Raw genomic sequence first — 12501 nt, forward strand, 5'->3', positions numbered from 1 at the left:
CACGGCAATCCGATGGGTGAGCCGCACCGGTTCTTCTATGACCTGTCGGGCACCGCGGACCACCGGGACGCGCAGATCCGGCACGCCATCACCCAGGTACTGCACTGGGCCAAGCGGGTCGGCGTTGCCGCGATCGCCATCGAGGATCTGGACTTCCAAGCGGAGAAGACGCGGGAGAAGCACGGCAGACGGAAACAGTTCCGGCAGCTCATCTCCGGCATGCCCACTGGCAAGTTGAAGGCCCGGCTCGTCTCCATGGCCGCCGAAGCCGGTCTGTCGATCGTCGCGGTTGATCCGGCTTACACCTCTCAGTGGGGCGCCCAGCACTGGCGCAAGCCGCTTGTCACCCCACGTCGAAAGATGTCCCGTCACGATGCCGCCGGTATCGCGATCGGACGACGCGCCCTCGGGCACCCGATCCGGCGACGGACGGCACCGCCCCGCGACAACCGGAGTGATCGTCGCGGGCATCGGACCGTCCAGGCCGACCGTGGTACCCAAGGGCGTGAGGGAACCCGCCCACCCGTCACGGACCGTGCACACGATGCACGTGCCCGGACAGGGACAACACAAGGAACGCGGGAGACCAGCGCATCCACAACCGTTCGGGATGCGCGCAGTGCCGGGACGTGGGTCCAAGACTCACTCCTGCTCACTGACTAGGAACGGTTGGTCAGGTCGTAGGTCGTACCCGAGAGCCGACCGTCCGGGCCCCGTGTCCCGGTGTAGCGGCCCACGGGACCGTGCGACCAGGCGATGACGAAGTAGATCTGCTGGCCGTCGACCGAGCCTTCCCGGAGGTTGCCCACGGTGTTGCCGGAGCGCACCGACCCGTAGAGGCGCCCGCTGGCGTCCTGCGAGAAGTCCACCCGGACGGTCGCGTTGCTCTGGTAGATGTCGTACACCCCGCCCGCGTTGAACCCGGGCGCCCGGGCGGACCGCTCTGCCGCCGGGGCGACCGTGGCGCTGCTCGCGGGGGCGGCGAAGCCCGCTCCGGCGACTGAGAGGAGCACGGCGACGGCAGTCGCGGTGAGCAGCTTGCGGATGCGCACTGTGGACATGGCCCTCCAGGGCGGCCAGGACGATCGACTCCGGTGCATGGTGCACGGAACCTCGGCGGCAGGCTTACCCGCCGATTTCGCCCTAAGGCCCGACTTCACCCGAACGAGTCCGTCGCCGGTGCACACGCCAGCGTCCCGTTCACCTACGCCACCGCTGGCGCGGCCCGGCCCGGCCCGGCCCGGCGGCTGATCGTTGGCACCCGGTCGTGGCCGTTCTGACCTGCTGCCCTTGGTCAGTCGCCAGGGTCGGGTGCGTCTCCTCCCCCAGCCCCGTCCGGGCCGTGACGGGAGATCGGTCCGGCCGACGCTCCGCGGGGCGCTTCGCCACCCCGCTCAAATTCAAACGGCTGCGCCGGGTTCAGGGCGGCCCCACCCTTTTCATCTTCTTGACGATATTGACGTTCACCATTATCGTCATGTCGACGAAATCGAGGGGGTTCACCATGGCCGACATCACCCGGCGCTTCGGCTGGCGTCATCTCCGATCCGCGCCCACCACCCACATCCGCCACCACAAGCGCGGCCGGCTCGTCCATGACGGCCGAGGGCTCAGTTTCTGGTACCGGTCGCTGTCGGCGGCGCTGTCCGAAGTACCCGTCGACGACCGGGAGCTGGCCATGGCCTTCCATGCGCGTACGGCCGACTTCCAGGACGTCACCGTGCAGGCCACCGTCACGTACCGGATCAGCGACCCGGCCGAGGCGGCGGACCGGCTCGACTTCTCCGTCGACCCGGACACCGGGAACTGGCGCGGCGCGCCCTTGGAGCAGATCTCCACCCTCCTCACCGAGACCGCGCAGCAGCACACGCTGGACGTGCTTACCCGGACCCCGCTGGCCGTCGCACTGGTGGATGGCGTGGCCTCCGTACGGCAGAGCGTCGCCGCCGGTCTCGCCGCCGAGCCCAGGCTCCCGGCCACCGGCATCGATGTGGTGGCCGTGCGCGTCGTCGCGATCCGGCCTGAAGCCGAGGTGGAGCGCGCCCTGCGCACACCGGCCCGCGAGCAGATCCAGCAGGAGGCGGACCGGGCCACGTACGAACGGCGGGCCATCGCCGTCGAGCGCGAGCGTGCGATCGCAGAGAACGAGCTGGCCAGTCAGATCGAACTGGCCCGGCGCGAGGAGCAGTTGGTCGAGCAGCGGGGCATCAACTCCCGTCGCGAGGCCGAGGAGAAGGCGGCGGCCGACAGCGTACGGACCGAGGCCGAGGCGGCCCGCACGGTCCGTCTGGCACGCGCGGACGCCGAGGCGGCCCGCGAGACCGGCTCGGCACGCGCCGAGGCCCAGGCTGCCTGGCTGCAGGTGCACGGAGAGACCGGCCCGGGCACGCTGTACGCCCTGGCGGCGACCCGGCTGGCCGAGAACCTGCCGCGGGTCGAGAGCATCACGCTCACCCCGGACGTCCTGACCGGCCTCCTCAGCAGGCTCGGGCGTCCGGACCCCGGGGCGGACGCGTGAGCCTGGCCCCTCGGGCGGTGCTCGTGCACCGCAGGACCGAGTACGAGGAACTGATCGACCGGCACGGGACACACGGGCAGGCCGCGTTCTTCCTCTCCAGCCGGGGCCGCTCGATCGACGAGGTGGTCAACCGCCACAACCGGACCCGGCAGGCGCTGCGGGAGGTGGCGGCGGCGGTGCCACTCACCTGGCGCAGCTCCCAGGTGGAACGGGCGGACCTGGACCGCTTCCTGTTCGCGCCGGAGGACGTGGTGGTCGTGGTCGGGCAGGACGGTCTGGTCGCCAACACCGCGAAATACCTCTGCGGACAGCCGGTGGTCGGCATCGACACCGACCCGGGACGCAACCCCGGAGTCCTGGTCCGTCACCGCTGCACCGACACGGCCGCCCTCCTGCGTGCCGCGACCACCGGGGGACGGACCGAAGACCTGACCATGGTCGAGGCCGTCGCCGACGACACCCAGCGCCTCCTCGCACTGAACGAGATCTACCTGGGCCCGCCCGGCCACCAGACGGCCCGCTACCGCCTGGGCCCCGACAGCGAGAAAGGCCCCGGCGAGGCCCAGGCGTCCTCCGGCGTACTCGTCGGCACCGGCACCGGCGCCACCGGCTGGTTGCGCTCCCTGTGGCTGGAACGCGGCAGCACCGCACAGCTGCCCGCTCCGTGCGACCGCCGGCTCCTGTGGTTCGTGCGCGAGGCCTGGCCATCGCCCACGACGGGAACCTCAAGGATCTCCGGCCATCTGGAACAGGAGCAAGGACTGCGACTGACCGTGGAGTCGGACCGGATCGTGGTCTTCGGCGACGGGATGGAGGCCGATGCCCTGCAGCTGACCTGGGGCCAGAGCATACGACTGGGCATCGCAGCGACATCACTGCGCCTGCTCACGTAATCGTCAGGAACGGCGCTGCCCGGCCTCGTCCTGCTCCTCCGGGAACGGGACGGGAGCCCCATGCCGTCTCCTTCCTGGAACGCGAACCCGTCGAAGTCCACCATCACCTCGACGGTCTCCCGCGTGACTGACTCCGCCAACGGAACCACACCCGCCATGCCTCTCCACCAACCTGTTCCTCGGACCCTACCGCCGGTGTTCGGACCCTCAAGGCCGCTTCGCCAACGTCAGCCCACACCAAAGTGTGATGCCGAAACCCGGTTCTGGCACAGATTCCGTGAGAACGATCAACGGCGTTCTGCCACGGTGACGTCTCGTCATCTGGGACCGTGGTGCGGTGTGATGACCTCATAGCGGTGCTGTTTCCGCACTTCAGGGCTGTTCTGGTGAAGCGGGTGTTCACGGAGTGCGGTGTGGTGCAGATCGTGGCGAAAACCTTCGATGGCCCTGCTCCGTGCCCCGACTGTGAGCTTCCGTCGAGTCGTGTGCACAACTGCTACCAGCGTCGGCCGGCTGATACCCCGGTCGGTGGCCAGCCGGTGCTGATCGGGCTGACCGTGCGGCAGCTGTACTGCGATAGCGATCTGTGTGGGCGTCGTACGTTCGTCAAGCAGGGCGCGGGGCTGACGTTCAGGTACGGGAGACGCGCTCCTCCTTCGCGCTGTGTCCTGGCGGTCGTTGCAGTTGCCCTCGCCAGCCGCGCCGGGTCCCGCCGCGCTGCTGCCCTGCAGACGAAGGTGAGCCGGACAACACGTCAACCGGGCAATCATGGCCGTGCCTGATCCCGTCTGGGCCGTCCCCAGGGTGCTGGGCGTCGATGACTTTGCCACCCGCCGCGGGCACCACTACGGCGATGTCCTCATCGACTGCGAGAGCGGCCGGCCTCTCGACCTCCTGCCCGGCCGCGACGCCTCCACCCTGGCCGACTGGCTACGCGAGCATCCCGGCGCCGAGGTCATCTGCCGTGACCGGGCCGGATCCTACGCAGACGGTGCCCGGACCGGCGCCCCGAACGCGATCCAAGTGGCCGACCGCTTCCACCTCTGGCAGAACCTCGGCACCGCCGTCGAAGCCAGCGTCCGACTCCGCGTCAACTGCCTCAAGGCGGCTTTCACCAGCCCTGATGACCCTGTGAGCGATGGCGGCGACTCGGATACGACGAAGTCGATGTCACCGATCGAAGCTCGCATCAGAGAGCGGCACGCGACTCTCCAAGCCCTGCTGGCCCACGGGCACGGGATCCGGGAGATAGAACTCCTTCGCACTCGCTCCGGCCAGCACCTCAAGGATTGGATCACCTCTACCCGCACCGCGGACCTGCCCCGCCTGCATACCTTCGCCACGGGTCTGGAGAAGGACTGGGATGCTGTGCTCCAGGGCCTGAGCACGCGCTGGTACTCCGGCCCCGCCGAGGGCCGCGTCAATCACATCAAGATGACCTAGCGCCAGATGTTCGGACGGGCCAAGCTCCCCCTTCTCCGCAAGCGCGTACTGCTCACAACGGCAGCAAACAGGTGACCCGGCAGACAGGACTGTCAGACCGCTGCGGCATGCTCGCCAGCATGAACGAAGACGCCTTCTGGCAGCTCATCGAGGACTGCAGGCCCACGGAACCCGACCCTGACGCCGAACTCCTCGCCGCCACAGTGACCGCACGCCTTGCCCAGTCCCCGCTGTCGCTGGTCATCGGGTTTGCCGAGCAACTGTCATGGGCGCTCTACCGGCTGGACCGCAAGGAGTACGGACACGACTTGTCCGATGACGCCTTCCTCTACACCCGTGCCGCGGTCGTCGCCGCCGGCCGCACCGTATTCGACAGCGTCCTCCAAGACCCTACGGCCTTCACTCCTTACGCCACCGACCTCATCTGGGCCGAGCGTCTGCTCTACACACCGGACCGGGCATACAAACGCATCACTGGGGAGGAGTGGGGCCGCGACACGCGCTACTCCTACGAGTCATGCTCGAACACCGAGGGCTGGGCTGATTGAACGGCATGTCCTGCGGATGGCAGCTCTAGCCCGTGCGGCTGCCGGGAGGGCCTGGCAGGCCCGGCCCGACAGACCGGTGAGGGCAGAACGCGCGAGCACCGGCCGGCACCACGGGCTACCGGTCATTCCGCAGACCTCGCATACAGCCCTCGGGGTACGTCGTCCCGTATCCACACGCATTGGCCGAACCGATCACGCGCTCGGATCGTTGGGGGAACATGAATCACACCATGCGTGGTCTCGCCTTCATCGCCCTGACGGCCACAGCCGCCCTTCTCACAGTTCCCTCCACGCATGCCGTGGATCGCAAGTCCGGGGGTGCGAGCGTCTCCGACACCTGCGGTGACACCCTGCTCACGGACTACCTCGTCACAGCCGAGGGCACTGCCGACACTGCTTTCGCCGGCACGCTGACCGTGGCCGGAGGCGCCTCGCCCATCGCCATAACAGTCACTCCGCAGGCCTCCGGAGGGGCAATCCCCAACGGCCTTGTGAGCACGGAATTCTCCCACCCGGCCATCTCAGACGGCGCCGTAACCTCCGCCCCAAGCCTGGTGGAAGACCCTTCCGGCAGGAGCCGGATCCGGTTCGAAACCCCGTGGGGCCCGACACTCGCCACGGCCGAATGCACCGGAGCCACGACCCGGGTCACCGAGCTGACCGGCGGCATCACGTTTCGCGGGGTTGCCTACCAGTACGTCCTCACCCGCGCATGAGTACCTGCGCAACAGGCGCACACCCGCACGCTCGCCCGTGACCACGACTGCCACCCACCCGTTGGTCAGAGCACCACCGGCCCCTCGCGCGGCCCTGATTCGGCATCGGCTCGCGCCCACTCCCGAAGGCCTCCTTACTCCCGTCGCGTGCGCAGGTGGTCGGTCTGCTTCGCGAAGCCGGGATCCGTCCGGCGCCAGCCGTAGACGGTTTCAGGCCGGATGCCCGCGGCGAGTGCCGCCTGGCGGAGCACACCGTGGGTGGCGAGGTGCGTGTAGAACACGGACCACTGCGCGTCGGGGCGGCGCCGGCGGGCTCCGGGGTGCTGCGGGTGGCGGTGGCCCGGTCCATGGCAGTGGCAAAGTCGGCATCGCGGCGGTGGCGCTGGTAGACGGTCGCCGAGGACGGCGGCGCTCCAGTGTGAAGGCAGACAGCCTCGCCGTTCAGCGTGGTGGTCGCCCTGCCGGAGGGGGTCACGGCGGAGGAACCGTTCCACCCGGAGAACTGCACCGAGCTCGAGAACAGCCAACAGGTGCGCTGCACCTTCCCGGCCGGGCTCGCCGTGTTGAGCAGTGCAACCGCCCAGATCCCGGTCAAGCTGGCCCCACCGTGCCCTCGGCAATCTGGAAGGCGGCACCGTAGCGGTGACCAGCGACGACGATCAGAACCTGGCCAACGACCAACAGCCCTTCGTGATCCAGGTCGCGGAGACCGCCTGATCGGGGCGGAGGCTTCCCGGACGACGGCAAGGGACCATTGTCTGGGGCCTTCTCGAACCGCCGCACCTCCATCAGGGCGCTGCCGAGGCTGTTCAGCGCCACAGGCCAGCCGGCACGGCCCGCACACTCCACAAGCGGGCAGCCCTTCCCCCAGTTGCCCACAGCAACCGACTGGGGAACGAAGAGCCGCCCCGGGGAAATTCGGGATCCGCATCACCGCGGCCCGGGCCGAGACCGAAGCACGGCTTACGAACTTGACTACCGCCCGAAAGACCATCGTGGAGGTCGCACCGGCAGGTACCGAACCCGATGCCCTCGAGTCGAGGTCGCTACCAGAAGCGAACTTAGCGGGCTGGGGTCGGCACGGCCGCCGGTCGCCATTCTCGCCTGAGCAATCCGAACACCCACGAGTCGGATACCTCGCCGTTCACGACGCAGTCTTCCCGCAACGTCCCTTCACGCACGAATCCGATCTTCTCCAGTACTCGGGCGGATGCCACGTTGCGCGTATCGGTCTCGGCCTGGACTCGGTTCAGGTCCAGTGTGTCGAATGCCCACTGCAGCAAGGCGTGCGCGGCTTCCGTCGCGTAGCCGTGGCCTCACATCGCATCGTCGAGGCAGTAGCCCAACGATGCCCTGCGGTAGTCCGGGTTCCATCCGGTCAGAACGCACCAGCCGACGAAGGCCCCATCGGAAGCACGGTCGATGGCAACCCGCGCCCCGGTGCCTTCGTCCGCCATCTTCCGGCACATCGCGATGAAGCGCTCGGCGCGGGCCCGTTCGGTCCAAGGTGGGGAGTCCCAGTAGCGCATCACGTAGGTGCTGCTGTGCAGCGCGAAGAGGGGGTCCGCGTCGGTGTCGGTGAAGGGGCGCAGTCGCAGGCGAGCGGTGTGCAGTACGGGGGTGGCCAAAGTCATGCGCACCATCCTGCGCCCTCACGGGACGGGCAGAGCACCGAATTTTCCCGATCCTGGGCAGGTCCTCACGACCCAAGGCTCCGCCTACCAGCAGATCGTGCACGCCTCCAACCAGCACCCCGACCGCGCATTCAGGGTCCACGAACGGCACAACTGCTCGGCCTGGCCATCGGCGACCCAAGCCTGAACGTCACCCGAAGCCGCCTCGGATACCTTGCGCGCCAAGGCGTCCTCGCCCAACCCGGGCAAGGCCACGACCAGAAACGGAATTAACGACCTCTCGGAGCGGTGATGCGCTGACCGCTTGAGCCCGCCACGGTTATGAGAATCGGGGCAGGGGCCGCGCTGCGCCATCCACTGCCGGAGCGGCCACGACCTTGCGGGTCTCGCGCACTATCAGCAGGCCGTTGACCACCATCAGTGTCGCGGTCAGGCCGTGGACGCCGAGCGCGGTGGCCACGGAGCCGTGGTGGGTCAGCACGGTGGCCATGTCTCCGTACGCGGCTAGGGCCTCCACCAGCAGCACCCAACCCAGCGCCCGGCGGTAGCCCGTCACCAGCAGGATGCCCAGGACCAGGGCCAAGACGACGTCGCGGATTCCCTTGATGATCAGGAAGCCGTCGCCGTCGCCGGACGGCCAGCTCGGCAGGCTGAAGCCCGGTGCCGTCGTCTCCGGGCTCAGGATGAACTCCACCCCGAACCAGACGGGCGGCAGCTGCATTCCCGGATGTCGGGATTCCGGTGGCCGGCTGCCGCCCGGGGAGTGGGGACTGTGCGCCACCGGTGCGGCGTCGGCCCGCGGGGCCAGTGATCCGAAGCCCTGTCGGGCTCACGCCCGACGGGGCGAAAGCCGTCGGCATAACGGGGTGAACCAGTGCATGTCCGGGCGGCCTTTGGCGGTGCCGCACTTCGGGCGTACGGCCGAGCGGTTGCTGCTGACGACCGGGCGGAGGAGCCCGCAGGCTCAGGTGAGGGCGGCGACCAGCAGGGCGAAGGCTGCGATGATGACGGCGACGCGGACGTAGTGGAAGCGGTCCCAGCGGTTCATCTGCTCCTTCCAGTCGTCGGGCCGGTTGTCAGGGGTCCACGCCTTGCCCCGGTTGTTGATCGGGACGAGCAGCAGAATCGACATGACCACGCTGACGATCAGCAGCGCGCCGGCCGTGACGACAAGGCCGGCGCCGTCGTGGCGCCATCCGGCGATGGCCCAGACCGCGACGAGGACGAGCGAGGTGATGTACCAGACCGGCATCACGGAGCCGAGCATCCGGCCCCCGTGGGCGCGGCCGAGTTGGCCGCTGTCGTCGGGGAGGGCGTTGAGGATCGGGTTGATGACGAAGGCGACGGAGAACTCCACCCCCACCATCACGCCGACGACCACGGTGGTGAAGACCTCGAGTGCGTTGAGCATGATGACCCTCTTCGCATCTAGCGTTGCTAGCTGATGATGCAACGCTAGTACTGCCGCCGCTCACTTGTCTAGCAATGCTAGGATCGAATCATGTCGGTACAGGAACGCAAGCAGCGCGAACGGGCGGAGCGCGAACGCCTCATCGTGGCGACAGCCCGCGAACTCGCCGAGCAGCAGGGCTGGGACGCGGTCACCACCCGCCGGCTCGCCGAGCGCATCGAATACAGCCAGCCCGTCCTCTACAGCCACTTCCGCGGCAAGCGCGAGATCATCGGCGCCGTCGCCCTCGAGGGCGCCGCCGAGATGGCCGTGGCGCTGCGGGCCGCGGCCTCCAGCGCGAACCGCCCGCGCGAGCGGGTCGCCGCCCTCGCCCGTGCCTACCTCGACTTCGCCGCACGCAACCCGGCGGTCTACGACGCCCTGTTCCAGCTCGACGGCGGCCTGGCGTTCGCACACGAGGACACCCCGGAGCCCCTCAAGGACGCCTTCGCCGCGCTGCTGGAGAGCCTGGCCGAAGTCGCCGGGGACGGCGTCGACGCGGGACTGTTCACCGAGGTGTTCTGGGCGTCCCTGCACGGCCTGGCGACCCTGACCCGGGCGGGACGGCTGCCGCCGGAGGCCATCGAGCCGAGGGTGGAGCTGCTGGTGGACCGGCTCGCCATGGTCTGACACACCGTCCCGGCGGGCACGCAGCCGGGACCCTCAGACCCCGATCACGATCCGATACGCCCCCTGACGCCGCGTCATTCGCCTGTGCCCTCGTCGTCACCGCCGAGGTGGACGGTCGCCGGGTCACGCAGTGGGCGCAGGCCCTCGCGTGGCGGGCGGGTGGCAATGCCTCCGTGGGTACCTGCGTGGCCTCGTCCACCGTCACGTCCCGCGCCATGGTCGAGCCCCTGTACGCGCTGAGCTCCCCGGCGGCCCCGACGGGCAGCGGGACGACCCCGACGCCTTCAAGCAGCGCCCGGTGGCCGAACAGTACCCGCTGCACCCCGAAGGTGCCTGTCGCCGTCTCGGGCGAGGAGGGCGCCCACGCGATGACCTCCATCGCCCAGGAGGGTGACATGCTTCGGGTGTACAACCCTTGGGGCTCGACCACCTGGGTCAGCGAGAACGACTTCATCAACGGCTACACGGGCAAGGCTTCCAACAGTGATCTCCCCAACGCGTACAAGGTATGTCTTCCGCGATAGCAGGGGCGGTGCGGCGATCGCGGCGGCCGTGCTCCTCGCTCTCGCTACGGGCTGCGGCTCCGGCACCGACGAACCGGCCGACGGCTCCACGAGCACCGCGAGCCGCCCGGTGAAGGACACCAGCATCACTGCCGAGCCAGGCGAGCGCTTCACGCTCACCGTCGACCAGAACGCCTCCACCCGCGAGTACTGGTACCTGGTCGACCCCGAGCCCGACAGCTCCGTACTGGTCAGCCGCGGCCAGGTCTACGCGTCGGACTCCGGCGACGAAGCGGTGCCCGGTGTCGGCGGCCGGCTCACCTTCACCTTCGAGGCCAAGGGCAAGGGGACCACTCGATTCACGCTGCTCCACTGCACTTTCACCACCTGCCAGGGCAACACCTCCACCCTGCCCCCCGCGACGACTGGGCCCTCCGCCACCCCGACCACGGGGGCGACCACTCCCTCCCAGGCACCCGAGCGCATCACCTACACCGTCACCGTCAACTGAGCCGCAGGGCATGAACAGGTTCTGCTAATCCGTGCCGACAGAGCCCACACCCGGTGGTACCGGCGGGCGGGGGTGGGTTGCCGAGAGCCGTGGCGGCGAAGGCCGCGCCAGCGTGTTGCAGCCATAACCACCTCGCCTGCCCGCAGCAGAGGCCGGTGAGAAAGAGACTGCCTCTCGAGGATTTCGGTCGCCATGCCTTTCAGCTGTGGCCAAGAAGGTCGGCCGGATAGACGATCGGATTCATGCTGCGCATCCACTTCACCGAAGCCGATCTGCGCCAGATCACCGTCGCCCCCGTCCCCAATGCGCTGCTGGAAGCCGCGCTCAGCGTTCGCTACTTACGGTCAGGACGCACGGCCATGGGCCGTACGCGTCCCGGCCTCACACAGTGGCTGAGGACGATCGTCCAGGACAACGTTCCTCGGACCGGGATCCTTCTCGACCTGGATCCCCCGCAAGGCGGCCTGCTCGACTTCTTCGTCCATGCTTCATCCCCCTCGCTGCACGCAGGAGTTGAACGTGCCGCAACGACACCCGCCCAAGAACTGGCTGACGAGATCGCCGTGCTCGACCGCCGCGCCCGCGAGAACGCCAAGTTGCGGGAACTTGCCGACGGCACCGACAAGGGCCGGCAGATCCTGGCGCAGGACACACTGCGCTACTTCGACTCCACCCTCGCTCCCCTATGGCCGCACATGCAGGCCCTCGCCGTCGCCGACCGGGCCCTACAGGCCGAGACACTGCTGCGCGGCGGGGTCGAGGCCATGCTTGCCACCCTCGTCCCCGACTGGTACTGGCACGCACCAACCTGGCACATCCCCGCACCGTGCGAGCCAGCCGACCTGTACCTGGGCGGACAGGGCCTGATCCTCATCCCGTCGTACTTCGCGCAAGGCCCGATGTACGGCCGCCGTCGGAGCGAACCCTGGACTCTGACCTACCCTCTGCGCACCGACGAGCAGCCCGCCCATGCCGCCGACGCCCTCGGCCCACTCCTGGGACGAACCCGCGCCGCCGTCCTGGCCAGCCTGCGCCGCCCCGCCACCACCACCGAAACAGCGGACCGCGTCGGCATCTCACTGCCTTCGGCCAGCGAGCACACAACCGTCCTGCGCAACGCCGGACTCATCACCACCACCCGCACCGGCGCCGCCGTCCTCCACACCCTCACCCCCCTCGGAACAGCCCTCCTCCGCAACGACGCCGTCATCCGATGACCGCTTCCGCTGCCCCAACCCCGTTCCACGGGGCAGGTTGCGTACCCAGCGCTTGAGGTCCGCCGATGCAGACCGCCGCTCGGGCGGCTCGTCCGCGGCACACAGCGCGGCCATGGACCCTGCTGTTCCACACAGCCGAACCCCTTTGCGGGGCCTGGGGGTGGGTTCGTCTTGACCTGACCCGGGCACCTTGCCGAGCGCGGTGTCGTTCAAACCGAACGTGTCGTACTCCCGGCCGCTGTGCGCTACCGGTTCCACCTGGCCCGAGGGGCGCACAGGGCCGCGCTACCGCCGCCAACACCACAGCTCCGGCCAGGCCGCCGAGGAACTCCGGCAGCGCCCCGTTACTGACCTTGAAGGCGGGTTGTCGCAGGGGCTGACGAGCGGTGATCGTCGCGGTATGCCGGGTATATGAGGTATCCGCAGGGTGGTGGTCTG

Annotated in this window: 14 protein-coding genes and 2 pseudogenes; 11 read left to right on the top strand and 5 right to left on the bottom strand. The window is 68.9% G+C overall.

The window, feature by feature from the left end; translation table 11 throughout:
- Positions 1–663 (top strand): annotated as a pseudogene (locus ABT123_RS36430) (IS200/IS605 family accessory protein TnpB-related protein); the annotation flags it as partial.
- On the opposite strand, the gene ABT123_RS36435 reads toward ABT123_RS36430, so the two are convergent.
- Complete coding sequence (locus tag ABT123_RS36435; protein ID WP_351322700.1) at positions 660–1061, bottom strand: hypothetical protein; 402 nt, start codon at positions 1059–1061, stop codon at positions 660–662. The pseudogene ABT123_RS36430 and the gene ABT123_RS36435 overlap by 4 nt on opposite strands.
- A 443-nt stretch (positions 1062–1504) precedes the next feature.
- Here ABT123_RS36435 and ABT123_RS36440 point away from each other — a divergent pair, with 443 nt between their 5' ends.
- From ABT123_RS36440 to ABT123_RS36465, 6 genes are all read left to right on the top strand, one after another.
- A complete protein-coding gene (locus tag ABT123_RS36440) occupies positions 1505–2518 on the top strand; it encodes an SPFH domain-containing protein (RefSeq protein WP_351322726.1) in 1014 nt (337 codons plus the stop codon).
- On the top strand, positions 2515–3411 hold the full coding sequence (locus ABT123_RS36445) for a hypothetical protein (RefSeq protein ID WP_351322702.1): 897 nt from the start codon (positions 2515–2517) through the stop codon (positions 3409–3411). The genes ABT123_RS36440 and ABT123_RS36445 overlap by 4 nt, the downstream gene beginning before the upstream one ends.
- 485 nt (positions 3412–3896) lie before the next feature.
- A complete protein-coding gene (locus tag ABT123_RS36450) occupies positions 3897–4193 on the top strand; it encodes a hypothetical protein (protein WP_351322728.1) in 297 nt (98 codons plus the stop codon).
- Positions 4186–4854, top strand: coding sequence for a transposase (locus tag ABT123_RS36455; RefSeq protein ID WP_351322705.1), 669 nt, complete (start codon positions 4186–4188; stop codon positions 4852–4854). The genes ABT123_RS36450 and ABT123_RS36455 overlap by 8 nt, the downstream gene beginning before the upstream one ends.
- Before the next feature lie 119 nt (positions 4855–4973).
- A complete protein-coding gene (locus tag ABT123_RS36460; protein ID WP_351322708.1) occupies positions 4974–5402 on the top strand; it encodes a DUF4240 domain-containing protein in 429 nt (142 codons plus the stop codon).
- Between the two features lie 179 nt (positions 5403–5581).
- Complete coding sequence (locus ABT123_RS36465) at positions 5582–6118, top strand: hypothetical protein (protein ID WP_351322710.1); 537 nt, start codon at positions 5582–5584, stop codon at positions 6116–6118.
- 134 nt (positions 6119–6252) lie between these two features.
- On the opposite strand, the gene ABT123_RS36470 is transcribed toward ABT123_RS36465, so the two are convergent.
- The 4 genes and pseudogenes from ABT123_RS36470 to ABT123_RS36485 form a co-directional block, all read right to left on the bottom strand.
- Positions 6253–6399 carry a hypothetical protein gene (locus tag ABT123_RS36470; protein ID WP_351322712.1) on the bottom strand — a complete coding sequence of 49 codons (147 nt, stop codon included), beginning with the start codon at positions 6397–6399 and terminating at the stop codon, positions 6253–6255.
- A 780-nt stretch (positions 6400–7179) separates the two neighbouring features.
- A pseudogene (locus tag ABT123_RS36475) lies at positions 7180–7752 on the bottom strand (GNAT family N-acetyltransferase).
- 319 nt (positions 7753–8071) lie between these two features.
- Entirely contained in the window at positions 8072–8473 is a 402-nt protein-coding gene (locus ABT123_RS36480; protein ID WP_351322714.1) for a DUF4267 domain-containing protein, read from the bottom strand.
- A gap of 243 nt (positions 8474–8716) precedes the next feature.
- Complete coding sequence (locus ABT123_RS36485) at positions 8717–9163, bottom strand: anthrone oxygenase family protein (RefSeq protein ID WP_351322716.1); 447 nt, start codon at positions 9161–9163, stop codon at positions 8717–8719.
- 90 nt (positions 9164–9253) lie between these two features.
- On the opposite strand from ABT123_RS36485, the gene ABT123_RS36490 reads away from it, so the two are divergent.
- The 4 genes from ABT123_RS36490 (at position 9254) to ABT123_RS36505 (ending at position 12063) form a co-directional block, all read left to right on the top strand.
- Complete coding sequence (locus ABT123_RS36490; RefSeq protein WP_351322718.1) at positions 9254–9832, top strand: TetR/AcrR family transcriptional regulator; 579 nt, start codon at positions 9254–9256, stop codon at positions 9830–9832.
- 173 nt (positions 9833–10005) lie between these two features.
- Positions 10006–10356, top strand: coding sequence for a hypothetical protein (locus ABT123_RS36495; RefSeq protein ID WP_351322720.1), 351 nt, complete (start codon positions 10006–10008; stop codon positions 10354–10356).
- Positions 10357–10384: 28 nt separating this feature from the next.
- A complete protein-coding gene (locus ABT123_RS36500) occupies positions 10385–10846 on the top strand; it encodes a protease inhibitor I42 family protein (RefSeq protein ID WP_351322722.1) in 462 nt (153 codons plus the stop codon).
- A 242-nt stretch (positions 10847–11088) separates the two neighbouring features.
- A complete protein-coding gene (locus tag ABT123_RS36505) occupies positions 11089–12063 on the top strand; it encodes an ArsR/SmtB family transcription factor (RefSeq protein ID WP_351322724.1) in 975 nt (324 codons plus the stop codon).
- Positions 12064–12501 lie beyond the last annotated feature (438 nt).

Source organism: Streptomyces sp. NPDC002054, assembly GCF_040296685.1.
Classification (GTDB): domain Bacteria; phylum Actinomycetota; class Actinomycetes; order Streptomycetales; family Streptomycetaceae; genus Streptomyces.

Bases quoted from the DNA above. Each gene is read 5' to 3' on its own strand.
- ABT123_RS36490 (WP_351322718.1), top strand. From the start codon at position 9,254: ATGTCGGTACAGGAACGCAAGCAGCGCGAACGGGCGGAGCGCGAACGC.
- ABT123_RS36480 (WP_351322714.1), bottom strand. From the start codon at position 8,473: ATGCAGCTGCCGCCCGTCTGGTTCGGGGTGGAGTTCATCCTGAGCCCG.
- ABT123_RS36440 (WP_351322726.1), top strand. From the start codon at position 1,505: ATGGCCGACATCACCCGGCGCTTCGGCTGGCGTCATCTCCGATCCGCG.
- ABT123_RS36485 (WP_351322716.1), bottom strand. From the start codon at position 9,163: ATGCTCAACGCACTCGAGGTCTTCACCACCGTGGTCGTCGGCGTGATG.
- ABT123_RS36460 (WP_351322708.1), top strand. From the start codon at position 4,974: ATGAACGAAGACGCCTTCTGGCAGCTCATCGAGGACTGCAGGCCCACG.
- ABT123_RS36505 (WP_351322724.1), top strand. From the start codon at position 11,089: ATGCTGCGCATCCACTTCACCGAAGCCGATCTGCGCCAGATCACCGTC.
- ABT123_RS36435 (WP_351322700.1), bottom strand. From the start codon at position 1,061: ATGTCCACAGTGCGCATCCGCAAGCTGCTCACCGCGACTGCCGTCGCC.